A 21,675-nucleotide genomic window follows, 5' to 3' on the forward strand; every position below is an offset into this window, starting at 1 on the left:
ACCAGATCAACAACCGCGGACCGGCAGATTCCGCCCCGCTGCCACACCATCAGGCGACAGCAGAACCACTCAAAGACTCACGAACCGCCCACTGAGAGCCGTCGGTCGCTGCAGTTCGTCGTAGGTGTAGACGAGGGTCTCGGCCGGCAGTCCTCCCGCTGCCGGCATGCTCATGGACTGGACGGTGCCGTCCTGGTTGTACTGGGTGCCGAAGTCGTAGGAAGCCTTCAGCGCCGCGTCCTCGGTGCCCGCGAGGGTGACCCGGGTAAGGGTCGGCTGGTACATGTTGTCGAGCTGAACGTTGAGGGTCGACGACTGTACGACCCCGTTGGCATACCGGTAGGTCCCGTACGGCTCGCCCTTGGCGACGATGTCGTAGGTGGAGACCGTCAGTCTCGTCCCCGTGTCCGGTTCGCCCTCCCAGGTGGAGACGGGGCGGCCGATCGCGTCGTACTTGGTCGATATCTTCTTGCGCCGCGCATCGGTGACGGACGTCGGCCGGTCCAGCTCGTCATAGCCGTAGTCGGTTCTGCCGGTGTCGGGGTCCTCGCTCCATATCTTGCGTCCACGCTGGTCGTAGCCGGTGGTCCAGACGTTGCCCGCCGCGTCCTGGACGGTCTTGAGCTGGTCCGCCGGTGTGTAGGAGTAGTGCGTGTTCTCGTAGTCGGCGGGGGTGCCGGCCGGCTGGGGCTCGTCGCCCTTGTAGCGGCGGATGTCCGTGGTCAGGCCCCGGCCGTTGGTGATGGTGGTGGTCGGCGGCGTACCGACGGGCGGGTCGACATGGACCCGGTCGCCCCCATAGGTGTACGTCGTACGCCATTTCTCCTCACCGGCGCTGCGGAAGATCTCCGCGGTCGTACGGCCCGCCCCGTCGTACTCGGTGAGGGTCTGGCCGTTCACCCCCTTGTCGACCGCGTCGAAGACCTGGTCCTTCGGGGCCTCGGTGGTGAAGTAGTCGGCGTTGGCCTTGGCGATATTGCCCAGTCCGTCATAGAAGGTGTCGGCGATGATACGGCCGCCGTCGGGGCCTTCGGTCTGCTGCTGGCGGGGGCGGAGCATTCCGTCGTACAGGGCGTATTCGACGCCGTACCGCTCGGTGCCGTCCTTCTGTCTCTCGAGCTTCTCCGTCTTGACGGCTACCGGCCCGCCCGTCTTCCGCACCACATACGTGTATTTGATGGAGGGTGGGAAGTCGCTGGCCTTGGGCCGGTCGGGCAGCCATACGGAGGTGAGACGGCCCAGGGCGTCATAACCGAGGTCGGTACGTTTCTCGTTCATGTCGACCTGTGCGGCCGGGGAGCCCCATGAGTCCGAGACCGTCGTAGTACGTCAGGTCGTCGGAGATGACCTGGGTCCTTCGGTCGGGTGTCGTGCCGCAGGCGACGGCCACCTGCTCCACCCGGGAGACGAAGGAGAGCATGTGCTTCGCCGTGTTGTCCGCGTACTGGGTCCGGACACAACGGTTGTCCGAAGGATCACCGGTGGCACCGAAGTCGTCGACCTCGGTCGCCCGGCCGGTCGCCGCGTCGTAGCGCGTGGTGGACTTGGGTCTCCTGCCAGCCGCCGCTCTCCAGCGCGGTGTACGACGTGGTCGTCTCGGGACGCACGAAGTACGCGCGGTCGGTACCCCAGCTGTTGACCCGAGTCGCCGTCGTGCGGGACCACGTGGTGTTGATGCTCTTGGAGACGATCTTGTCGGCCGTGAAGGCGCCGTTGTAGGTCGCCGTCTCCAGTTCCTGGCCGGAGAGCTCGTTGCTGTCCGCGTGCTCCGTGCCCGTGGAGTCGGTCACCTGACCGCCGAGTCCGCGCAGGAAGGTGTGCTCGGTGCGGGTGTTGGCGGAGCTGACCGTATCGCCGGAGTTGGTGACACGCACCTTTCCGTAGCCGCGCCAGTCGCTGCGCGTACGGTACTTGTCGTCCGTGATGCCGTCGGGCTCGGCCATCTTCCAGCCGGCGTCGCCCAGATACTCGTACTCGCTGACCATGTCCGGTGCGCCACCGGTCAGATCGGTCTGCATCAATTGTGGGAGCGTTGGCATGCTGGAGATGAAAGACGTGGAACAGCTGCTGGGCCCGTCGCCGTGGGGATCGGATGGACGCTCGTTCGGGGAGGTCGAGGCGGCTTGGGGGATTCAATTGCCGCCCGATTTCAAGAGCGTTGGATTGTCCTACGGGGATGCTCTGATCAGCGACTTCCTGTTTATCTGCGGACCGGAGACGATGGCTGAGAAAGGGGAGTGGATGAGCGACTACGTGCGGCGAGGAAATTCGCGCACCATTCCTCGGCCTGTCCTTCCGGATCGTGGAGGCATGCTTCTGTGGGGGCATACGATCGAGGGTGATCGTCTTTTCCTGGAGGATCGAGATTCAGGTGTGTGGACCGTCTCGGCCTTTCGGAGAAACTGGGGGGACTGGTACGAGTCCAGCTTGCCGGTCATTGACTGGTTGGTCGGTGTGTTCGACGGCGAAGTGGCAAAGGACTGGATGCCGGAATGGCCGGACAGGCATTGGTTCGAAACTGATTGACCCGCTGGGGGACGGAAGGCGCCAGGTGCGGCAGTGCGCGAATTCTTTGGACGGCGTCACTGTCCAGCGCTGACTGCTCCAGAAGGAATATCGTCCCCGTCCCGTCGTCCAGCGCGTTCGGCAATGCCACAAGCGCGACCGGATGCGGTATCGGCAGCACCCGTGTTGCCTACCGTCAGGCCCAAGTTCGGGCGTCAATCGTGATCTCACCCCGCCCAAGTGTTGGCCACTGGCGCGCGTGCCGCGTATGAACACGGCGTGCCGGTCAGGATGTGGCCGCGCCACTTTTCGGCGGATTTTGCGAAGGGCCGGTCGCGCTGCTTCTCAAGGTGGACAGCAGCGAGTGGGACGGCGCCAGTGACCGGTGGTGGCCCCTGGAGGACAGGGAGCTGGACCGAGAGGCGCTGGCAATCGCCTATGAGCCGACGGGGGTCGACGTTGGACGTTCGGGAGAGCTTCGCGTCTTTGCCTGCCGAGCCGACGCCCGGCACACGCCCGTGCTCGACATCCAATGAGCTGACAGACGGGGAGAGCTCACCTGAAGGAGACCGCCGACTTGATTGTTGACGGCAGGGGGCCTCAAGGGGGCCCTGTGGCGGTTGTGCTGGCACTCCGTCACGAGGGCGCAGGCGCGACCTGGACAGCCGGCGCGACCTCGACAGCGCAACTCATGCGCGTGCTTCGTCGTACCGGCGGAGGATCAGTTCCGCCACCGCCGTGTGTGTTCCCAGCGGTGCCGAAGTGAGGACCGCGCCCGAGCGGGCGGCCCGGCGGGAGAAGAAGCCGGGGGCAAGAAGGTAGCCGGCGACGGCGACGGAGTCGTGACCCTCGGCGTGCAGGTGGGCGACGGCCTGGGCCGGTGTGGGGGAGCCGGCGCAGAGGTAGGAGGGGAGGACGGGCGCGCTCAGCCGGGCCTGAAGCATCGTGGCCATGCGGGCGGTGTCCGCGTTGGCCGCGGGATCCGTGGAGCCCGCGGCGGCGAGGACGACCGGGCTCCCGGCCCACCCCGCCTCGGCGAGCCGCGCCGACAGCGCGGTGGCCAGCAGCGGGTCAGGGCCCAGCGCGCGGGCGACGGACGCCCGCAGATGTGGTGCGGCGGCCAGCGCCGTCGGGATGTCGGTGTGCACGTGGTAGCCCGCGCCCAGAAGCAGCGGGACGAGCACGGCCTTGCCCCGCAGCGCGGCCAAGGTCTCGTCCAGCGAGGGCCGCGCGAGGTCCAGATAGCCGACCTCGACCCGCACCCCGGGCCGCAGCGAACGGACCAGGCCGAGCAGGGCTTCGACGGTGGCGACGCCGACGGGGTCGCGGGTGCCGTGGGCGACGGCGACGAGGGTCGGGCCCGTCACCCGCCGACCTCCAGCCGGTACCCGCGCTTCGGTACCGTCCGTACCAGCCCCGCGTGCGGTCCCAGCGCGCCACGCAGTCGCGCGACCGCGGCCTCGACCGCGTGCTCGTCCGTGGTCGTGCCCGCCCAGACCCGGCGCAGCAGGTCGGCGCGGCTGACCACCCAGCCCGGGTGTTCGGCCAGCGCCCGCAGCACCGCCGCGGAGACCGGTGGCAGCCAGTAACTCTCCTCGCCGACGACGAGCGCGCTGCCCTGCAGCGCCAGGGTGCGCCCGCCGGCTTCCAGTTCGCGGCGGTTGCGCACCGGGACCGTCTCGGTGATGGTGCGCACCATCGCCCCGAGCCGTCCGCGTTCGGGGCAGACCACGGGTACGCCGACGCTCTCCAGCGGCCGGGCGCAGACCGGGCCGACGCACACCGGCAGTACGTCCTCGCGCAGCGCGGTCAGGATCTCGGGACGCAGTCCCAGCGTGTCCGCCGCGTGGAGGAAGGCGGTGATCGCCGGCGCGCTGGTGAAGGCGATGGCGTGTACCTCCCGGCGTATCGTCTGCAGCACCAGGCGGCGTACCGGCTCCGGGTCCTCGGGCGGGGCCCAGCGGTAGACCGGGACCTCGATCACTTCGGCGCCGCGTTCACGCAGCGCGGCGGTGAAGCCGTCCAGCGGGGCGCCGTGTTCCTGCACCGCGATCCGGCGCCCCGTCAGATTCCGGGCGAGCAGCCAGGTCAGCAGCTCGTCGTTCGCCTCGGAGCGCGGTGAGAAGGTCTCGTCCAGTCCGGTGGCACGGACCGCGCCGGTCGCCTTCGGGCCGCGGCTGAGCACCACCGCGTCCCGGCAGGTCTGGGCCAGCCGGCCGCCCTGTCCCCAGCCCTCGGCGGCGCTCATCCAGCCGCGCCAGCCGACTCCGGTGGTGGCGACCACGTAGTCCAGCGGGGCGGTCAGGCACAGCTCGGTGGCCCGGCGCAGTGCCGCGTCGTCCTCCAGCGGGACGATCCGCATGGTGGGCGCTTCGACCACGCGCGCGCCTCGCCGGCGCAGCAGGGCGGTGAGCTCGTCGCGGCGGCGCGCGGCGGTCACCCCGATCGTGTAGCCGACCAGCGGGCCGACCGGCTCGGTGGCCGGAGGGCCGCCGGTGGACGTGCTGACGGTTTCCATGCTGTGCAGGCTCAGCCCGTGGGGTTTCGGCCGCGTTGCGTGGCCGTCACGTGGGGGTTAGCGAAGCACGGTGTGCTGTTACGGAAGATGTCGTTACCCCCACCTTGTCCCGGGGGCTCCATGAGGGACGTGTATCCCGGTCGCAATGCGCGTGACCCGATCGCGTAACCGGTCCGGATGACGCTCAGTGCCATGACGACGACGGACACCCACTGCCCGTACTGCTCGCTGCAGTGCGGCATGCGGCTGCGCACCGCGCCTTCCGGAGCGGCGGTGCCGGTGGAAGTCGTGGAGCGGCCGGGCTTTCCGGTCAACCTCGGCGCGCTGTGCGGCAAGGGGCGCAGCGCCGCAGCGCTGCTCGACCGGGTCGCCCGGCTGACCGCACCGCTGGTGCGCGACCGGCGGGGCGGCGAGTTGCGCGAGGCGTCGTGGGACGAGGCGCTGGACCGGGCCGCCGCCGGACTGTCGGGTGCCGCCGAGCGGTACGGCCGGGACGCGGTGGGGGTCTTCGGCGGGGGCGGGCTGACCAACGAGAAGGCGTACCTGCTGGGCAAGTTCGCCCGTGTGGCGCTGCGTACCGCGAACATCGACTACAACGGTCGCTTCTGCATGTCCTCGGCGGCTGCCGCGCACCGGCAGGCGTTCGGGATCGACCGCGGGCTGCCGTTCCCGATGGCGGACATCGCGCGCAGCGGCTGTGTGATCCTGGTCGGCGCCAACCCCGCCGAGACCATGCCGCCGGCCCTGCGCTACTTCCGCGAACTGCGCGAGAACGGCGGGCAGCTGATCGTGGTGGACCCGCGTCGGACCAGGACCGCCGAGCTGGCCGATCTGCATCTGCAGCCGCCGCCAGGCACCGATCTGGCGCTCGCGCTCGGCCTGCTGCACCTGGTGATCGCGGACGGGAGGCTCGACAAGGACTTCATCGACGAGCGCACCACCGGCTTCGAGGCAGCCCGCGCCTGTGCGATGGCGCACTGGCCGGAGCGGGTGGAGCGGCTGACCGGTGTACCGGTGGCCCAACTGCGGGAGGCCGCAGGCATGTTCGCGGACGCGGAGACCGGCATGGTGCTCACCGCCCGCGGCCCGGAGCAGCAGAGCAAGGGCACCGACACCGTCAGCGCCTGGATCAATCTGTGTCTGGCCACCGGCAAGGCCGGCCGCCGTTACTCCGGGTACGGCTGCCTGACCGGCCAGGGCAACGGGCAGGGCGGCCGGGAGCACGGGCAGAAGGCCGACCAGCTCCCCGGCTACCGCTCGATCGAGGACCCGGCGGCGCGGGCGCACGTCGCCGCCGTGTGGGGGGTGGACCCGGAGCGGCTGCCGCGCTCGGGGCGCTCGGCGTACGAGCTGCTGGACTGCCTCGGGCAGGAGGACGGCGTGCGGGCGCTCTTGCTGATGGGGTCCAACCCGGTGGTCTCCGCGCCCCGGGCGGGGCACATCGCCGAGCGGCTGCGGAGCCTCGACTTCCTCGTGGTGAGCGATCTGGTGCTGTCCGAGACGGCCGAGCTGGCCGATGTCGTACTGCCGTCGGCGCAGTGGGCCGAGGAGACCGGCACCACCACCAACCTGGAGGGGCGGGTGATTCTGCGTCAGCAGGCGGTCCCCGCGCCACCGGGTGTACGCAGCGATCTGGCCGTGCTGAGCGGACTCGCCCGGCGGCTGGGGGTGGAACAGGGCTTCTCCGAGGACCCCGAGCAGGTCTTCGAGGAGCTGCGGCGGGCCTCGGCGGGTGGCCAAGCGGACTACTCGGGCATCAGTTACGCCCGGATCCGACGCGAGGACGGGGTGTTCTGGCCCTGCCCGGCCGGCGACGGCAGCGGCGCACCGCACCCCGGCACGCCGCGGCTGTTCCTGGACCGCTTCGCCACACCGGACGGCCGGGCCAGGTTCGCCGCCGTCTCGCACCGTCCGGCGGCGGAGCAGCCGGACGCCGACTATCCGCTGTTCCTGACCACGGGCCGGGTGGTCTCCCAGTACCAGAGCGGCGCGCAGACCCGCCGCGTGCCCGAGCTCAACCGGGCCGCACCCGGCCCGTTCGTGGAGCTGCACCCGCAGCTCGCACACCGGCTCGGGGTGGCCGAGGGCGAGCTGCTCGCGGTGACCAGCCGACGCGGGCGGGCGGTCGCGCCGGCCCGGGTGACCGAGAGCATCCGGCCCGACACCGTGTTCATGCCCTTCCACTGGGGCGGCGCGGGGCGGGCCAACTCGCTGACCAATCCGGCCCTGGACCCGACCTCGCGGATGCCGGAGTTCAAGGTCTGCGCGGTGCGGGTCGAGCGGGCGGGAAGCGAGCGGGCGGGGAGCAAGATATGAACGCGCGTATCGCGGTGGTCGGCGCGGGCATGGCCGCCGCCCGGTTCGCCCAGCAGTACCAGGAGCTCGGCGGGAAGGCCCAGGTGACGCTCTACGGCGCGGAACCGCGCGCCCCCTACAACCGGGTGCTGCTCGCCGACGTACTCACCGGCCGCTACGACCCGGAGGCCATCGCCCTGCCGGCCGGCACCGCCCTGCTGCGCACCGGCGCCGAGGTTGTCGCACTGGACCTGGCCGCACGCACGTTGGGACTTCCGGGCGGGGAGCGGGCCGGGTACGACGAACTGGTGCTGGCGACCGGCGCCAATCCGGTACTGCCACCGATCCACGGCCTGCGCGCCCCCGGCGGTGACCTGATCGCCGGGGTGCACGCACTGCGCACCCTCGCCGACTGCCGCGGCCTGGCCGAGGCCGCGGCCGGAGCCGCGCGCGCCGTGGTGATCGGCGGCGGTGTGCTCGGCGTCAGCGCCGCCCGCGCGCTGGCCGCACTCGGGCTTCCGGTGGAGATCGTGCACCAGGGCCCGCACCTGATCGAGCGCCAACTCGACGCACAGGCGGGCGCGGCGCTACGGAGCACCCTGGCCGGGCTGGGCGTCGAGGTCTACCTCTGCAACCGGGCCCGGACGCTACACGGCGGCGGTCGGGTCGACGGGGTGGAGTTGGCCAACGGCTACCTGCTGACCACCGATCTGGTGGTGCTGGCCTGCGGGGTGCGCCCGCGTACCGGGCTCGCCCACACGGCCGGACTCCTGGTGCGCACCGGCGTGGTGGTGGACGACCGGCTGGCCGCCTCCCATCCCGGCGTGTACGCCATCGGCGACTGCACCGAGCACCGCGGCACCGTGCACGGTCTGTCCGGCCCGGCCTGGGAGCAGGCCGACGTCCTGGCCGCGAGACTGTCCGGGGCCGAGCCGGACAGGGAGTACACAGGCTCCCGCCCGCTGACCCGGCTCTCGGCAGGGCCGCTGGAGTACGCCGCCTTCGGCGAGGTGGACGACGAGACGCACCAGGCCGACTCCGGCCACCACGTGCTGCGGCTGGCCGACGCCACCCGCGGCTCCTACAAGAAGCTCGTGCTGCGCGGCGACCGGCTCGTCGGCGGCATCCTGCTGGGCGATCTGGCCACGGTCGGCGCTCTGACCCGGGCGTACGAGCGGGACGAGCCGCTGCCCGAGGACCCCCTGCATCTGCTCACCACCCGAGGAGCCCGTTGATGACGCGCACGGACGGCAAGGACCGCATCGGCGGCAAGGACCGCGTCGGTGGTACGGACCGCACCGGTGGTACGGACCGCATCGATGGAAAGGACCGCATCGGTGGCACGGACCGCGAACACCTGGTGCTGATCGGCCACGGCATGGTCGGCCAGCGCTTCCTGGAGGCGCTGTTCGAGCAGCCGGACGCCGGGACAGGAGCCCCGGTCCTGCGGGTCACCGTGCTCGCCGAGGAACCCCGCCCCGCTTACGACCGGGTGCGTCTGACCTCATGGTTCTCCGGTACCTCGACCGAGGAACTGTCCCTGTGCCCGCCCGGCTTCCTCGCCGAGCACGGCATCGACCTGCGGCTCGGCGACCCGGCCGTCGCGGTCGACCGCGACGCACGGATCGTCACCACCGCCTCCGGGCACCGACTCCACTACGACACCCTGGTGCTGGCCACCGGCTCGTACCCGTTCGTACCGCCGGTCCCCGGGCACGACGCCGAGGGCTGCCACGTCTACCGCACCATCGAGGACCTGGAGGCGATCCGGGCCGGCGCCGCCGGTGCCCGGGTCGGCGCCGTGGTCGGCGGCGGACTGCTCGGGCTGGAGGCGGCCGGCGCGCTGCGGGCCATGGGGCTGGAGACCCATGTCGTCGAATTCGCCCCGCGGCTGATGCCGATCCAGATGGACGAGGGCGGGGGCGAGGTGCTGCGCCGCAAGATCGAGGACCTCGGCGTGCTGGTGCACACCGGCGTCGGCACGCGGGCGGTCACTACGGACGAGAGCGGCCGGGTACGCGGTATGACCCTGTCCGACGGCACCGAACTCGCCGCCGACCTGGTGGTCTTCTCCGCCGGAGTGCGCCCGCGCGACCAGCTCGCCCGCGACTGCGGCCTGCCGGTCGGCGAGCGCGGCGGTATCGTCGTCGACGCGCGGTGCCGCACCGCCGACCCCGCGGTCCGGGCCATCGGCGAATGCGCGCTGGCCGCCGACGGCCGGGTCTACGGGCTGGTCGCCCCCGGCTACGCGATGGCCGAGGCCGCCGCCCGCGAACTCGCGGGCGGCACCGGCTCCTTCACCGGAGCGGACACCTCCACCAAGCTCAAACTGCTCGGTGTGGACGTGGCCAGCTTCGGCGACGCGCACGGCACCACCGAGGGCGCACTGGAGGTGCTCTACGCCAACAGCCGCGCGGGTGTCTACAAGAAGCTCGTCATCGGCGCGGACGGCGCGCTGCTCGGAGGCGTCCTGGTCGGCGACGCCGACTCCTACGCGCTGCTGCGCCCGCTGGCGCTGAGCGGTTCCCCGCTGCCCGCCCCGCCGGAGCAGCTGGTGCTGCCCGCCTCGATCGGCGTGGTTCCCGGCCCGCTCGCGCTGCCGGACGAGGCGGTCGTCTGTTCCTGCCACAACGTCAGTAAGGGCGAGATCCGGGCCGCCGTGCACGAGCAGGGCTGCGCGAGCGTCCCCGAGGTCAAGAAGTGCACCAAGGCCGGTACCGGCTGCGGGAGTTGCGTCAAGCTGCTCGGCGGCATCGTGGCCGAGGAACTGGCCGCGAGCGGGGTCGAGGTCGCCAAGGGCCTGTGCGAGCACTTCACGCAGACCCGCGCCGAGCTGTACGAGATCGTCCGGGTCAGGGGCATCGGCTCCTTCTCCCGGCTGATCGACGAGCACGGCAGCGCGCCGGGCGGCGAGGGCTGCGACATCTGCAAGCCCGTGGTCGCCTCCATCCTGGCGGGCCTCGGCAACGGCCACATCCTGGACGGCGAGCAGGCGGCCTTGCAGGACACCAACGACCACTTCCTGGCCAACATCCAGCGCAACGGCTCCTACTCCGTGGTGCCGCGGATCCCCGGTGGCGAGATCACCCCCCAGGGCTTGATAGTCATCGGCGAGATCGCCCGCGACTTCGGCCTCTACACGAAGATCACCGGCGGCCAGCGGATCGACCTCTTCGGCGCGACCGTGGACCAGCTCCCCCCGATCTGGCGCCGACTCGTCGACGCCGGCTTCGAGTCCGGGCACGCCTACGGCAAAGCGCTGCGCACCGTGAAGTCGTGCGTCGGCGAGACCTGGTGCCGCTACGGCGTACAGGACGCGGTCGGCCTGGCGATCGAACTGGAGCTGCGCTACCGAGGGCTGCGCTCACCGCACAAACTGAAGTCCGCGGTCTCCGGCTGCGCACGGGAGTGCGCCGAGGCGCAGGGCAAGGACTTCGGGGTGATCGCGACCGCGGCCGGGTGGAACCTCTATGTGGGCGGCAACGGGGGGATGACGCCACGTCACGCGGATCTGCTGGCGGCCGACCTGGACCGGGAGACGCTGATCCGTACCATCGACCGGTTCCTGATGTTCTACATCCGCACCGCGGACCGGCTGGAGCGGACGGCCTCCTGGCTGGAACGGCTGGAGGGCGGCATGGACCACCTGCGGGCCGTCGTCCTGGACGATTCCCTCGGTATCCGCGCCGACCTCGACGAACTGATGGCCCGCCACATCGAGACCTACGAGGACGAATGGGCGGCCACCCTGGCCGATCCGGAGCGGCTGCGCCGCTTCGTCTCGTTCACCAACGCGCCGGGCGTCCCCGACCCGACGATCCGCTTCGTCGCGGAGCGGGACCAGATCCGCCCGGCACCGGCCCCGGCACCGGCCCTGATCGCCGGTCCCGACCTGGAGGTACGCGTCCGATGAGCGGGACGACGAGCGCGGCGCGGGTGGAGATCCACGACGGCGCGGGATGGGTTCCGGTGTGCGGGTACGCGGAGCTGACCCCGGGGCGCGGGGTCGCGCTGCTGGTGGGCGGCGCGCAGGTCGCGCTGTACCGCGACCGCGCGGGGGAGGTGTACGCGGTCGACAACCGCGATCCGTTCAGCGGGGCGTACGTGCTCTCGCGCGGACTGCTGGGGAGCCGCGGGGCGGTCCCGGTGGTGCTCTCACCCATGTACAAACAGGCCTTCGATCTGCGCACGGGTGTCTGTCTGGACGAGGAGACGGCCCCGGACGGATCGCCGGCGGTGCTGAGGGTGTGGCCTGCGAGAGTCCAGCCGTAGGCGAGCGGGGACCACGCGCGAACCCGAGAGGGCGCGCGGCTTGCCGAGTGCCCGTCCTCACGCCCCCCGTCAGGCCTCGTGCGCAGGACGTTCCACCACCGAGCCACCACGCGCCGTCAGCCGAAATCTCGCCTTCCTACGTTGCTGCGTGGCGAAGCGCCAGACGCGTCAGACGTGTCAGCAGACTCCCTCTCCGCTCCGGCAGGTGCCCATGAGTACAACGGTCAGCAACTCCGAGAACACCGCGACACCGGCTGCGGCGCGGGTCCGGACCATCGACGACTGGCGTCCGGAGGACGTCGGCTTCTGGGAGGAGGCCGGAGCGCGGATCGCTCGGCGGAACCTGGTGTTCTCGGTCCTCTCCGAGCACATCGGCTTCTCCGTATGGAGCCTCTGGTCCGTGCTCGTTCTCTTCCTCGGGCCGGATTACCACGTCGACCCCGCCGGCAAGTTCCTGCTCACCGCCCTGCCCACCGCGCTCGGTTCGGTGCTCCGGCTGCCGTACACCTTCGCCGTGGCGAAGTTCGGCGGACGTAACTGGACGGTCTTCAGCGCACTGCTGCTCCTGGTCCCGACCATCCTTGCCGGGATCGTGCTCGAACCCGGCGTCTCCTACGGAACGCTCCTCACCGTGGCCTGTGTCGCGGGGGTCGGCGGCGGCAACTTCGCGTCCTCGATGGCGAACATCAACGCGTTCTATCCGCAGCGGCTCAAGGGCTGGGCACTGGGCGTCAACGCGGGCGGAGGCAATCTGGGTGTGCCCGTGGTCCAGTTGGCGGGCCTGCTGATCCTCGCGACCGCGGGGGCCGCGCAGCCGCGGCTGCTGCCGCTGGTGTACATCCCGCTGATCGTCCTCGCCGCCCTCGGCGCGGCGTGGAAGATGGACAATCTCACCGCGATACGCAACGACAGGCGGGCGATGCGCGACGTCTCCCGCGATCCGCACACGTGGGTGATGTCGCTGCTCTACATCGGCACCTTCGGTTCCTTCATCGGCTTCAGTTTCGCCTTCGGGCAGGTGCTGCAGGTGCAGTTCCACGCGCAGTTCGACACCCCCGTGAAGGCCGCGTATCTCACCTTCCTCGGCCCCTTGCTCGGCTCGCTGATCCGGCCGGTCGGCGGACTGCTCGCGGATCGCTTCGGCGGGGCGAAGGTGACGCTGTGGAACTTCGCGGCGATGGCGGCCGCCGCGGCCGTGGTGCTGGTCGCATCCCAGCGGGAGTCGTTGGGCCTGTTCATCGCCGGCTTCGTGGCGCTGTTCGTCTTCAGCGGTGTCGGCAACGGCTCCACCTACAAGATGATCCCGGCCATCTTCCGCGCCAAGGCGCGCACGGCGGTGGCCTCCGGCGCGGACCCGGAGACGGCCGAGCGCGACTCCCGCACACGTGCGTCCGCGCTCATCGGCATCGCGGGCGCGGTGGGCGCGTTCGGCGGGGTACTGGTGAACGTGGCGTTCCGGCAGTCGTTCCTGACCACGCACAACGGGAACGCCGCGTACCTCTGCTTCCTGGTGGGGTACGGCCTGTGCCTGGTACTGACCTGGGCCGTCTACCTCCGCACGTCCCCTGCGCGGCTATCCGACGTGTAGCGCGGGGTGAACCGGGCATTCCTTCCGGACTTGAAGCGGAGGCGGTCCGGTCGGCCGGCAGACATGCATCGGCATCCACGGGGCACCCGACTCCTGACAGAGGAGGCGCGGATGCCGATCACATTCCGTAAGAGTTTCCGGATCCTGCCGGGGGTGCGACTCAACATCAACAAGCGCTCCTGGTCCGTCACCACCGGTGGCGGCAAGCACGGGCCGCGGCACACGTCGAGCAGTACCGGGCGGCGTACGACGTCGATGGATCTGCCCGGCCCCTTCGGCTGGCGCAGGACGACCAAGCGCGGCGGCCACTGAGCGGGCCGCGGGTCGCGGGTGTCGACCACCACGTGAGGCGGGCCCAGGATCCGGTCGATCCTGGGCCCGCCTCACGTTGTGGTGGCGAAATCCGGTCGCCGTCCGCAGGTGAAGATCATCCCACTGCTTCGGAATTTCCTTCGGCCGGCACGGCCCGGCAGCGTTGCACCTGATCAGTCACCTGTTCCATGAACCAGACCATGATCTCGTAGGGGATGACGTGCTCGTCATGGCTGTGGATGTGCACGGTCGGTTCCAGATCGGGGTCCTCGTCAGGGATGAACGCGACCAGGAAGGCGGGTCCCGGCAGGTGGGACGCCGCGTTGGGGATCTCGGCCCACGCGGCTGGTGCGGGCACAGCCTCGCTCAGCTCCACGGCCCAAGCGTCGTCGGGCAGGGCGTAGTGGAACTGGACGGCGTAGTGACGGCCCGTGTGTTCCCGCAGCTCTGCCGGCATGCCGGCAGGCTGCCACAACAGCGAGTCCGCAGTCGCGGGGATATCGGTTGAGGCCCGTCGCTCGGTACGCCGCGTACCCGGCCGGCCGTCGGCCGTCGGCCGTTCTTGCGGCCCGCCGGCCCGCCGGCCCGTCCTCGTCGCCATCCGCCAAGATCCGCCGCGGCGGACCTCCGCGGCAACTTGATGGAGTTACTCGTCACCTGACGAAGTATTCGTCACCTGACGGAGTACGGCGGCGAATATTGGCGGCGTCTTCGTTTCGTCACATGATTTAGGCCGCTGCGGAGATCCGCCGGTAGGCGGGTGCGATTTGGTTCGGTGCCGCGGTCATCTTGTCTTGTCTTTTCTGTCCTTGCATGTCGTATGCGGATTTTGTTTTTGGTCGCTTTGTTTCCATTGGTATTCGCTGCTTGCTCGATGGTGCTCGCGTGCTGCTTTGATATCCGCCGCAGAATGCTCGTTCTGTCGGCCCTGGGGCAACTGTGCTCATCGCCCATTCGCGATTGGATAAATCAGTGGACAACGCTCTGGTCGATATTCGGCTCAGACGAGCTTTCCAGCAGCCACCGTGGGAGGACCCGTTACAGGTACGGCAGGTGAGGAAGGAACTGGCGACTCGTCCCGCGCTCGTCGATGCCGGGGACGTACGCACGCTGCGCTCGCTGCTGGCCCGGGTCGCCGAGGGAGAGGCGCATGTGGTGCAGGCGGGTGACTGCGCGGAGGACCCCGCGGAGTGCACGCCGGTCTATGTCGCGCGCAAGGCGGGACTGCTGGACATGCTCGCGGGCGCGCTCCAGATGGACACCTGCAAACCGGTGGTGCGCGCCGGCCGGATGGCCGGACAGTTCGCCAAGCCCCGCTCCAAACCCACCGAGTGGGTCGGCGACCTCGAACTGCCCGTCTACCGCGGTCATATGGTCAACAGCCCGGAACCCGACCCCGAGCTCAGACGCGCCGATCCGGAGCGGCTGCTGGCGGGCTACCGGTCCGCCCGCGACGTCATGGGGTATCTGGGCTGGCCGGACCACGGCGGACGGACCCGTATCGGCGCGCCCATATGGACAAGCCACGAGGCGCTGCTGCTCGACTACGAAATCCCCATGCTGCGCCGGGACGAACAGGGGCGGCTGCTGCTCGCCTCCACACACTGGCCCTGGATCGGCGAGCGGACCCGACAGGTCGACGGCGCGCATGTCGCTCTGCTCGCCGAGGTCATCAACCCGGTGGCCTGCAAGGTCGGCCCGCGCATGACGGTCGACGAGCTGCTGGCCCTGTGCGAACGGCTCGACCCCGAGCGCGAAAGGGGCAGGCTCACCCTCATCGCCCGGATGGGCGCCGAGGCGGTGGCCGAGCGGCTGCCCGCGCTCGTCGAGGCCGTCGGCGCCGCGGGACACCCGGTGATCTGGCTCACCGACCCCATGCACGGCAACACCGTCAGCACTCCGGACGGGCTCAAGACCCGTTATCTGCGGACGGTCACGCGGGAGGTCGGAGAGTTCCAGCACGCGGTCAGGAACGCGGGCGGCATCGCGGGCGGACTCCATCTGGAGACCACCCCCGACGATGTCACGGAATGCGTCGAGAGCGAGTCCCGGATCGATGACGTCGGGGCCAAGTACACGACCTTCTGCGACCCCCGGCTCAACCCGGGCCAGGCCCTTTCCGTGATCTCGGCCTGGTGGATGACCGGTCGGTCGACGCCGCTGGGCGCCGCCGCTTAGCTTCGACATCCGCGACCGGTTCCGCGACAGCGCCGCGCGAAGGCGGCCACCGCCGAAGGCGACCCGGATGACACAACTGTCCGGGTCCGCTCATGGCTTCTCACCGGCCGTCGCGTCAGCCATTTCGCCGACGGTCACGCCGGCCATTTCCCCGGCCTTCGCGTCAGCCATTCCGTCGGTCATTTCGCCGGCCGCTTCGGGGTTTCCGGTCACAAGAACAATTCGATCCAGGAGAGGAAGGTCATGGCGGGGATACCCCCCATCGCGCCGTACCCGATGCCGACAGCGGGCGACTTGCCCGGCAACACCGCCCAGTGGACCGTGGACCCCGAGCGCGCGGTGCTGCTCGTACACGACATGCAGCGCTACTTCCTGCGGCCGTTCCCCGGGACCGTCCGCGATCAGCTCGTACGGAACGCCGTCCTGCTCCGCGAGCGCGGCGTCGCGCTGGGCATGCCCGTGGCGTACACGGCGCAGCCCGGCGGTATGACCGACGAACAACGCGGCCTGCTCAAGGACTTCTGGGGACCGGGTATGCGGGTGGATCCCGTGGACCGTCAGGTCGTCGAACCGCTCGCCCCGGCACCGGAAGACGGGGTGTTCACCAAATGGCGCTACAGCGCCTTCTTCCGTTCCGGTCTGCTCGAATGGATGCGTGAGCGCGGCCGCGACCAGCTCGTCATCTGCGGTGTGTACGCCCATGTCGGTGTGCTGATGAGCGCGGTCGAGGCGTTCACCAACGACATCCAGCCGTTCCTGGTGGCCGATGCCGTCGCGGACTTCTCCGAGGAGTACCACCGGCTGGCCGTCGAGTACGCGGCGCAGCGCTGCGCGGTGGTCGCCACCACGGACGGAATCCTCGCCCAGCTCGACACGTCCGCCACCATGGCCGGACTCGGTGTACGCGAGGCCGGCGCATGACCGGGACCGAGGAGTCGGTGGAGGTGGCCGCAGATCTGCTCGACCGGGTGCTGGGGCCCCGGCCTCCCGCGTTCGCGCTGCTCCACCGCCCGGAGGCGACCGGCCAGGGAGTGCTGGATGTCCTGGTCGGTGAGATCTCGACGCCGAAGACGCTGGCGGACATTCCCGTACCCGAGGAGTTCCCGCACACCGGCGGCCCTCGCCATGAGGTGCTGGCGGTCGTCCCCTACCGGCAGATCGCCGAGCGCGGCTTCACCTGCGCCGACGACGGTGAGCCGCTGATCGCGATGACCGTCACCGGCCAGGGCCTGCTGCCGGTGGACGAGGCGCTGCGACGGCTCCCCGACGTGCCGATCGCCCTGGCCGACGGCCACTTCGACGTGGACGACGACACCTACGCCGACACGGTCCGCAGGGTCATCGCAGATGAGATCGGCGAGGGCGAGGGAGCGAACTTCGTCATCAAGCGTTCGTTCGTCGCCGACATCACCGGCTACACACCGCACAGCGCGCTGTCGTTCTTCCGGCGGCTCATGCGGGGGGAATCGGGCGCCTACTGGACGTTCGTCGTCCACACCGGCAGCCGGACGTTCGTCGGTGCCACGCCCGAGCGGCACATCAGCCTCTCGGGCGGCAACGCTGTCATGAATCCCATCAGCGGCACCTACCGTTACCCGTCGTCCGGCCCCACGCTGTCGGAGGTGATGGACTTCCTCGCCGACCGCAAGGAAGCCGACGAGCTGTATATGGTCGTCGACGAAGAACTCAAGATGATGGCCCGGATCTGCGACTCGGGCGGCCGGGTGGTGGGCCCCTATCTCAAGGAGATGGCCCGGCTCGCGCACACCGAATATTTCATCGAGGGACGCAGCACGCGCGATCCCCGCGAGATCCTGCACGAGACGATGTTCGCGCCGACGGTCACCGGCAGTCCGCTGGAGAGCGCGTGCCGCGTCATCAACAAGTACGAGCCGCAGGGGCGTGGCTACTACAGCGGAGTCGTGGCTCTCATCGGCCGTGATGAACACGGCGGTTCCACCATGGACTCGTCCATCCTCATCCGCACCGCCGACATCGACAGCGGGGGACGGGTGCGGATCGGGGTGGGCGCCACGCTCGTACGCCACTCCGATCCCGCCTCCGAGGTCTTCGAGACCCGGGCGAAGGCGGCCGGGCTGCTCGCGGCCCTGCAGGCGGACGGTCCCGTACGGTTCGCCGAACACCCGAACGTACGGGCCGCCCTGGAGCGGCGCAACGAGACCATCGCCGGCTTCTGGCTGGCGGACGACGCGGCGCGGATCCGGCCCGAGCCCGTACTGGCGGGCCGCCGGGTGCTCGTCGTGGACGCCGAGGACACCTTCACCTCGATGATCGGCCACCAACTCCGGTCCATGGGGCTGTCGGTGACGGTCCGTCGTTTCGACGAGCCCTACACCCTGGACGGTTACGATCTCGTCGTCATGGGCCCGGGGCCGGGGGATCCGCGCGAGACGAGCCACCCCAAGATCGCCCATCTGCGCTCGACGATCGGCACACTGCTCGACGAACGACGCCCGTTCCTCGCGGTCTGCCTGAGCCACCAGGTGCTCAGTACGCGGCTCGGACTCGCCCTGGTGCGCAGGGAGTTCCCCAACCAGGGAGTGCAGCGGGAGATCGACCTCTTCGGTACCCGGGAGCGGGTCGGCTTCTACAACACGTTCGCCGCCCGTGCCATGGAGGACAGGGTCGACTGCGGGGGCGTGGGCACGGTGGAGGTCAGCCGGGATCCGGAGACCGGTGAGGTGCACGCGCTGCGCGGCCCGCACTTCGCCTCGCTGCAGTTCCACGCCGAGTCGGTGCTCACCGAGGACGGCGTACGCCTCGTCGGCGCACTCATGGCAGAGGTGCTGAGCGGACGAACGCCATGACATGGCGCCCGGCGGCGGGCACCAGGGCCTGTCGGACAAGCCCTGGCCCTGGATGAACCGCTACGGCCCGAAGCGAAACGGTCGTCATCGTGATTACGATGACGACCGTTTCGTCGTGACGCGGAAACACCGTTCGACGGCGCTTCCTCACACCGCCGGGCGGCTTCGCACGCCGGGATCCGGAGTGTCGGGATCCGGAGTGTCGGGATCCGGGGTCACTTCTGTTTGGGCATGAGCTGCGCCAGAAGTGTCAGGACCGCGAACGCCAGGATGACCACCAGTCCCGGGTAGAGCATGGACAGCTCGGTACCGGGCAGGATCGCCGCCGTGACGACCGCGAGGCCGAAGGCACCGCCGACCTGGAGCGAGCTGTTGAGCAGCCCGGCCGCGAGTCCCTGTTCCTCGTCGGGCACTCCGTTGGTGCCGGCGACCATCAGTGTCGCGATGCTGAGCGCGAAGCCCACACCCCACAGCACCGACGCCGGCAGCAGCACCATCCACAGGTCCGGCTCGGGGCCGATGCGCAGCATCAGCAAGTAGCACGGAAGGAACGCCACGAGCCCGACCATGAGGACCTTGGTCACACCGAACCGGTCCATCAGAGCCCCGAGTTTGGGCCCGATGACGACCACCATGAGACCCGCGGGCAGCAGCACCAGCGCCATCTGCCACGGTTTCCAGCCTTCCAGATCCTGCAAGTACAGGGCCAGCAGGAACTGGAAGCCCATGGCGCCTCCGTACAGGAGGCCGATGCTGATGTTGGCGGTCACCAGGCCCCGGTTGCGGAATACGCCCAGCCGGATCAGTGGTTCCTTCACCGTGCGCTCGATCACGAGGAAACCGGCGAGCAGCAGCGCGGACAGGACGAATCCGCCGATCGTCCGCAGTGAACCCCAGCCGACCTCCGCCGCGGAGACCACGGTGAAGACGAGCAGCAGCATCCCGGCGAGCAGTGTCGCGGCGCCGCCGATGTCGAGCCGTGGCCGCTCGGTGCGCGGTGGGTCCGGCGGCAGGAAGCGCAGGGCGCCCAACAGCAGCAGCACGGAGAGCGGGATCGGCAGGATGAAGATGGACCGCCAGTTCAGCCCCGCGAGCAGGCCGCCCACCAGCAGTCCGGATGAGTATCCCGACGCTTCGAAGACATTGAAGATGCCGAACGCCTTGTTCCGCTGCGGGCCTTCGGGGAAGGTCGTGGTCAGCAGCGACATGGCCGCCGGTGCGGCGAAACCCGCCGCCATGCCCTTGACGAAGCGCGAGATGATCAGCAGCATCGCGTCATCGGCGAGCGCGCCGAACAGCGACACGATCGCGAACGCGGCCATGGCGATCACCAGCACCCGCCGCCGGCCGAACAAGTCGGCGACTCGTCCACCCAGGAGCAGGAAGCTGCCGAACGCCAGAATGTAGGCGCCCACCAGCCACTGCGCGGTGGCGGCGGTCATTCCGAGCTCGCTCTGGATCTCCGGGATCGCCACGACGATCATCGAGATGTCGAGCCCGTCGAGCAGGATCACCCCGCTGAAGATGAGGATCGAGATCCATAATCGCGGCGACCAGCGCAGAGAATCCTTCTGTACCTCGGGTGCTGGCGCCTCGGGCGCTGCCAAGGCGTCGCCTCCCGCCCGCTGTTCACTCGGAGTCGAGCTGCCTGACATTAGGCACGTCCCCTCCCAATAGACTGTCCGAAGCGCGTTCAACCAGCGTCCGCGATAGTTGTACACGCGCTATATTGCACAAGCCTGATACTGCCTTAAGCAAGCAGCCGTTCGCAAGGGGGGTGTGGTGCCCGTGTCGATCAGTGACGACTCCGCCGAGGCCCGCGCGCAGGGTTGGCGCACTCTGGCCGCGCTGCACGCACGGATCGAGGACGCGCTCGAACGGGCGTTGCAGCGTGAACACGGCCTGTCGGTGAGCGAGTACGGAGTGCTCGACGTGCTCTCCCGGGAGGGCGGTTCCTGTCTGCGGATGAATCAGCTCGCCAAGGCGGTGGTGCTGAGCCAGTCGGCCACCACCCGGCTGGTCGGCCGGCTCGAACAGCGTGGACTGCTCCAGCGGTACCTGTGCCCCGACGACCGCCGAGGCGTATACACGGAGGTCACCGCCGAGGGCCGGGCCGCGCTGGAACGGGCGCGGCCGACCCACGACGATTCGCTGGCCGGTGCCCTGCGAGAGGCGGAGGAACTCTCCGAACTGGCGCCCCTGGTCGACGCACTCGCCGATCTCCCCCCTGCGGACTAGCCGGGGCCTGGCGACGGCGGTGCGCCGCGGGGGGCGTCGACGGCGCCGAGTGTACCGTCGCCATGTGTGCGCCCGGGGCCGCGCGCAGGGGGCGGACGGTTCCCGGTTCCCGGACGGTCCTCGGTCAGCGGCCGTTCCGGACTATCTCGAAGACCTTGTAGGTGACGTCCACACCCTCCAGCCGCCGGCCGGCGCTGTCCAGCAGCGTCAGCGATGTGTCGGCCTCGGCGGCGAGTTGGGCGATACGGTCCGCGTCACCCAGGCTGTTGAAGGTGACCAGGGCGCGCCCGCCGGGCAGCAGCCAGTCGTGCACCTCCGCGAGATAGCGGCCGAGGGCCGTGTAGCCGCGGTCGAAGATCGCCCATTCGAAGTCCCGGGTGAACTCGAATTCCCGCGGTGCCTCGATGACACTGCAGTTCCAGAAGACCGTGTCGAAGCGGTCGGCGGGGTCGAGCTCCGCGAACAGATCGCTGCGCAGCACCCGCACCCGGTCTTCGACACCGTGCCGTTTGGCGTTACGGACGGCGCTGTCGACCGCGGTGTCGGTGATGTCGGTCGCGGTCACATGCGCACAGCCGTGCAGCGCCGCCCAGACGGCGGTGACGCCCGCCCCGCAGCCGATCTCCAGGAAACGGCCGCCCGAGGGGTAGGGGATGGCGCCGGTGTACCACTCGGTGCCGGTACCCGGACGGGGTGCGTAGGTCCCGGGGACCAAGTCCCATTCCCTGCCAAGGAGTTCGAAGGTGGAGGGATCGGTCCCGACGGTGCCCAACTGCTCGACGAGTTTCTGCCCGAGGCGGTAGCGCTCCTCGAACTTCTCGGATGTCTGATCCATGATTCTCCTTGGACAGGTGTCGGTGGTGGGCGTTGGGTGTTGGCAGATGGGTGTGCGGTGTGCGGTGGCCGCGGACGTCGCCGCGCCGCCGGTCCTGACAGGGCGG

At 69.9% G+C, this 21,675-nt stretch carries 20 protein-coding genes; 12 read left to right on the plus strand and 8 right to left on the minus strand.

The features are described 5' to 3' along the window. Window positions 1-69: 69 nt before the first annotated feature. Together OG214_RS33570 and OG214_RS33575 are read right to left on the minus strand one after the other, a co-directional pair. Window positions 70-1,278, minus strand: a complete 1,209-nt coding sequence (locus OG214_RS33570) for a hypothetical protein (protein WP_405986838.1) — start codon at window positions 1,276-1,278, stop codon at window positions 70-72. Window positions 1,279-1,475: 197 nt separating this feature from the next. After that, the gene (locus OG214_RS33575; RefSeq protein WP_363082811.1) at window positions 1,476-2,039 is read right to left on the minus strand and encodes a hypothetical protein; all 564 of its coding nucleotides are present in this window, start codon (window positions 2,037-2,039) and stop codon (window positions 1,476-1,478) included. Between OG214_RS33575 and OG214_RS33580 the strand changes: the two genes are divergently transcribed. Continuing rightward, complete coding sequence (locus OG214_RS33580; RefSeq protein WP_363082812.1) at window positions 2,038-2,526, plus strand: hypothetical protein; 489 nt, start codon at window positions 2,038-2,040, stop codon at window positions 2,524-2,526. The two genes, OG214_RS33575 and OG214_RS33580, sit on opposite strands and share 2 nt — an antisense overlap. Before the next feature lie 272 nt (window positions 2,527-2,798). After that, complete coding sequence (locus tag OG214_RS33585; RefSeq protein ID WP_363082813.1) at window positions 2,799-3,041, plus strand: hypothetical protein; 243 nt, start codon at window positions 2,799-2,801, stop codon at window positions 3,039-3,041. Window positions 3,042-3,194: 153 nt separating this feature from the next. Here OG214_RS33585 and OG214_RS33590 read toward each other — a convergent pair whose 3' ends face one another. Next, entirely contained in the window at window positions 3,195-3,872 is a 678-nt protein-coding gene (locus tag OG214_RS33590) for a sirohydrochlorin chelatase (protein ID WP_405986839.1), read from the minus strand. Further along, window positions 3,869-5,023 carry a uroporphyrinogen-III synthase gene (locus OG214_RS33595; protein WP_363082815.1) on the minus strand — a complete coding sequence of 385 codons (1,155 nt, stop codon included), beginning with the start codon at window positions 5,021-5,023 and terminating at the stop codon, window positions 3,869-3,871. The genes OG214_RS33590 and OG214_RS33595 overlap by 4 nt, the downstream gene beginning before the upstream one ends. Window positions 5,024-5,215: 192 nt before the next feature. On the opposite strand from OG214_RS33595, the gene OG214_RS33600 reads away from it, so the two are divergent. The 6 genes from OG214_RS33600 (at window position 5,216) to OG214_RS33625 (ending at window position 13,490) form a co-directional block, all read left to right on the plus strand. After that, entirely contained in the window at window positions 5,216-7,339 is a 2,124-nt protein-coding gene (locus OG214_RS33600; protein WP_405986840.1) for a molybdopterin oxidoreductase family protein, read from the plus strand. Beyond that, a complete protein-coding gene (locus tag OG214_RS33605; RefSeq protein ID WP_405986841.1) occupies window positions 7,336-8,553 on the plus strand; it encodes an NAD(P)/FAD-dependent oxidoreductase in 1,218 nt (405 codons plus the stop codon). The genes OG214_RS33600 and OG214_RS33605 overlap by 4 nt, the downstream gene beginning before the upstream one ends. A gap of 143 nt (window positions 8,554-8,696) precedes the next feature. Next, entirely contained in the window at window positions 8,697-11,231 is a 2,535-nt protein-coding gene (gene nirB / locus OG214_RS33610) for a nitrite reductase large subunit NirB (RefSeq protein WP_405987683.1), read from the plus strand. Then, complete coding sequence (gene nirD / locus OG214_RS33615) at window positions 11,228-11,590, plus strand: nitrite reductase small subunit NirD (RefSeq protein WP_405986842.1); 363 nt, start codon at window positions 11,228-11,230, stop codon at window positions 11,588-11,590. Before nirB ends, nirD begins: the two co-directional genes overlap by 4 nt. A 211-nt stretch (window positions 11,591-11,801) precedes the next feature. Beyond that, entirely contained in the window at window positions 11,802-13,178 is a 1,377-nt protein-coding gene (locus OG214_RS33620) for a nitrate/nitrite transporter (RefSeq protein WP_405986843.1), read from the plus strand. A gap of 111 nt (window positions 13,179-13,289) precedes the next feature. Then, the gene (locus OG214_RS33625) at window positions 13,290-13,490 is read left to right on the plus strand and encodes a DUF4236 domain-containing protein (protein WP_363086282.1); all 201 of its coding nucleotides are present in this window, start codon (window positions 13,290-13,292) and stop codon (window positions 13,488-13,490) included. A 115-nt stretch (window positions 13,491-13,605) separates the two neighbouring features. Here OG214_RS33625 and OG214_RS33630 read toward each other — a convergent pair whose 3' ends face one another. Then, window positions 13,606-13,947, minus strand: a complete 342-nt coding sequence (locus OG214_RS33630) for a hypothetical protein (protein ID WP_405986844.1) — start codon at window positions 13,945-13,947, stop codon at window positions 13,606-13,608. Window positions 13,948-14,462: 515 nt separating this feature from the next. Here OG214_RS33630 and OG214_RS33635 point away from each other — a divergent pair. Beyond that, the gene (locus tag OG214_RS33635) at window positions 14,463-15,668 is read left to right on the plus strand and encodes a 3-deoxy-7-phosphoheptulonate synthase (protein WP_405986845.1); all 1,206 of its coding nucleotides are present in this window, start codon (window positions 14,463-14,465) and stop codon (window positions 15,666-15,668) included. A gap of 90 nt (window positions 15,669-15,758) precedes the next feature. Here the strand turns inward: OG214_RS33635 and OG214_RS33640 are convergent, their stop codons facing one another. After that, complete coding sequence (locus tag OG214_RS33640; protein ID WP_405986846.1) at window positions 15,759-15,881, minus strand: hypothetical protein; 123 nt, start codon at window positions 15,879-15,881, stop codon at window positions 15,759-15,761. A 30-nt stretch (window positions 15,882-15,911) separates the two neighbouring features. Here OG214_RS33640 and OG214_RS33645 point away from each other — a divergent pair, with 30 nt between their 5' ends. After that, window positions 15,912-16,589 (plus strand): isochorismatase family protein, encoded by a 678-nt coding sequence (locus tag OG214_RS33645; RefSeq protein ID WP_363086006.1) that lies wholly within the window; start codon window positions 15,912-15,914, stop codon window positions 16,587-16,589. Next, window positions 16,586-18,496, plus strand: a complete 1,911-nt coding sequence (locus OG214_RS33650; RefSeq protein ID WP_405986847.1) for an anthranilate synthase family protein — start codon at window positions 16,586-16,588, stop codon at window positions 18,494-18,496. The genes OG214_RS33645 and OG214_RS33650 overlap by 4 nt, the downstream gene beginning before the upstream one ends. A gap of 215 nt (window positions 18,497-18,711) precedes the next feature. Here OG214_RS33650 and OG214_RS33655 read toward each other — a convergent pair whose 3' ends face one another. Continuing rightward, on the minus strand, window positions 18,712-20,103 hold the full coding sequence (locus OG214_RS33655) for an MFS transporter (RefSeq protein ID WP_363082151.1): 1,392 nt from the start codon (window positions 20,101-20,103) through the stop codon (window positions 18,712-18,714). 187 nt (window positions 20,104-20,290) lie between these two features. Between OG214_RS33655 and OG214_RS33660 the strand changes: the two genes are divergently transcribed. Next, on the plus strand, window positions 20,291-20,734 hold the full coding sequence (locus OG214_RS33660; RefSeq protein ID WP_382859859.1) for a MarR family winged helix-turn-helix transcriptional regulator: 444 nt from the start codon (window positions 20,291-20,293) through the stop codon (window positions 20,732-20,734). A 124-nt stretch (window positions 20,735-20,858) separates the two neighbouring features. On the opposite strand, the gene OG214_RS33665 is transcribed toward OG214_RS33660, so the two are convergent. Continuing rightward, on the minus strand, window positions 20,859-21,569 hold the full coding sequence (locus tag OG214_RS33665; RefSeq protein ID WP_363082153.1) for a methyltransferase domain-containing protein: 711 nt from the start codon (window positions 21,567-21,569) through the stop codon (window positions 20,859-20,861). Between the last annotated feature and the right edge of the window lie 106 nt (window positions 21,570-21,675).

Origin of the sequence: Streptomyces sp. NBC_00872 (assembly GCF_045161915.1) — a bacterium.
GTDB lineage: Bacteria > Actinomycetota > Actinomycetes > Streptomycetales > Streptomycetaceae > Streptomyces.

Bases quoted from the DNA above. Each gene is read 5' to 3' on its own strand.
- OG214_RS33570 (WP_405986838.1), bottom strand. From the start codon at position 1,278: ATGAACGAGAAACGTACCGACCTCGGTTATGACGCCCTGGGCCGTCTC.
- OG214_RS33580 (WP_363082812.1), top strand. From the start codon at position 2,038: ATGCTGGAGATGAAAGACGTGGAACAGCTGCTGGGCCCGTCGCCGTGG.
- OG214_RS33575 (WP_363082811.1), bottom strand. From the start codon at position 2,039: ATGCCAACGCTCCCACAATTGATGCAGACCGATCTGACCGGTGGCGCA.
- OG214_RS33595 (WP_363082815.1), bottom strand. From the start codon at position 5,023: ATGGAAACCGTCAGCACGTCCACCGGCGGCCCTCCGGCCACCGAGCCG.
- OG214_RS33600 (WP_405986840.1), top strand. From the start codon at position 5,216: ATGACGACGACGGACACCCACTGCCCGTACTGCTCGCTGCAGTGCGGC.
- OG214_RS33605 (WP_405986841.1), top strand. From the start codon at position 7,336: ATGAACGCGCGTATCGCGGTGGTCGGCGCGGGCATGGCCGCCGCCCGG.
- nirB (WP_405987683.1), top strand. From the start codon at position 8,697: ATGGTCGGCCAGCGCTTCCTGGAGGCGCTGTTCGAGCAGCCGGACGCC.
- nirD (WP_405986842.1), top strand. From the start codon at position 11,228: ATGAGCGGGACGACGAGCGCGGCGCGGGTGGAGATCCACGACGGCGCG.
- OG214_RS33620 (WP_405986843.1), top strand. From the start codon at position 11,802: ATGAGTACAACGGTCAGCAACTCCGAGAACACCGCGACACCGGCTGCG.
- OG214_RS33625 (WP_363086282.1), top strand. From the start codon at position 13,290: ATGCCGATCACATTCCGTAAGAGTTTCCGGATCCTGCCGGGGGTGCGA.
- OG214_RS33630 (WP_405986844.1), bottom strand. From the start codon at position 13,947: ATGCCGGCAGAGCTGCGGGAACACACGGGCCGTCACTACGCCGTCCAG.
- OG214_RS33645 (WP_363086006.1), top strand. From the start codon at position 15,912: ATGGCGGGGATACCCCCCATCGCGCCGTACCCGATGCCGACAGCGGGC.
- OG214_RS33650 (WP_405986847.1), top strand. From the start codon at position 16,586: ATGACCGGGACCGAGGAGTCGGTGGAGGTGGCCGCAGATCTGCTCGAC.
- OG214_RS33665 (WP_363082153.1), bottom strand. From the start codon at position 21,569: ATGGATCAGACATCCGAGAAGTTCGAGGAGCGCTACCGCCTCGGGCAG.